This is a genomic window from Cryobacterium sp. PH31-L1, assembly GCF_030063145.1.
Taxonomy (GTDB): Bacteria; Actinomycetota; Actinomycetes; order Actinomycetales; family Microbacteriaceae; genus Cryobacterium.
Genome location: NZ_JASISM010000024.1, coordinates 1 through 1,088 on the forward strand (window position 1 = coordinate 1; position 1,088 = coordinate 1,088).

Below are 1,088 nucleotides of genomic sequence, written 5' to 3' on the forward strand. Positions count from 1 at the left end.
TTGAAGGGCTTGTTTGACCTTTCCGGCCGGTCATCGTAGCTCGCTTCGCGCCTGCGTTCCCAGATTCTCAGACGCGGTCGCAGGCTCCCTTATTTCGCCTGAGATTCTGGGCACTTTCGGCTCTCCCGCTCGCTATCGATTTCTCTCGCCGGAAGGCAAACAAAATATTCGGTCCAGGAGAGGAATCCACCATCATGACTATCGCTGCGGTTATCGAGACCATCAGCACCGACACTGCCTTGAACAGCCCCATCAGCCACGACACCATCGCCCGCACCGCCTGGGCCACCATCGCTAACCCCGGCGACCGTCACGTCGGAGCCGTCATCGCACGTTACGGAGCTGAAACAGCCCTCACCGCACTCCTTAACGGCGACGCCGATACTGTCGCTGGCAGAGACGGGACTGTCGGGCAGCTGCGCTCCACCATCCTGTCTCGCTACTCGGTCGATCGGGTCGTTGACGCGATCCGCCGCACCGTCGACGGCGGGTACGAGCTACTCACGCCGTCGCACCCGAGTTGGCCGGTTTCGGTGGCCGACCTAGGATCTACGGCACCGTTTGCGCTCTGGATGCGCGGTGACGCGTCGATCCTGACTGTGCCTAGTGTCGCGCTGACCGGGACGCGGTTTGCGACGCGGCATGGCCGGCACGTGTGCGTGGACCTCGCCTCCGGGCTGCTCGTGCACGGTTGGGCGATCGCATCGACGGCGGCTCGTGGAATCGACACCGCGGCCCTCATGACCGCCCAAGCATTCACCGGCCGAAACCTGCTCGTCCTGCCTACCGACCTCGACACGGCCTTCCCGGCTGAGAACGGCAAGCTGATCGACGCGGCCGCGACGCGGGGCGTCGTCGTCAGCGAGATCCCACCCGGCAGCGAGCCCTCTGCGTGGCGGTTCCAGCGCGCCGCCCAACTTCTGGCCGCTCTAGCCAGCAAGACCATCATTGTCGAGGCAGGGTACCAGTCCGGTGCGCTGAGCACCGCGGTAACCGCCCTCGAGCTCGGGCGTCCCTGCGGCGCCGTGCCCGGGCGCACCTCCAACGCAGCCAATGCGGGCTGCGCACGCCTCATCCGCGACTACGGC

At 65.8% G+C, this 1,088-nt stretch carries 1 protein-coding gene; it reads left to right on the plus strand.

The genetic code is table 11. The annotated features are described in order from the left end of the window. Positions 1–194: 194 nt before the first annotated feature. Positions 195–1,088: DNA-processing protein DprA (locus QMF22_RS17290; protein WP_283455886.1), on the plus strand; the 894-nt coding region annotated here is incomplete at its 3' end.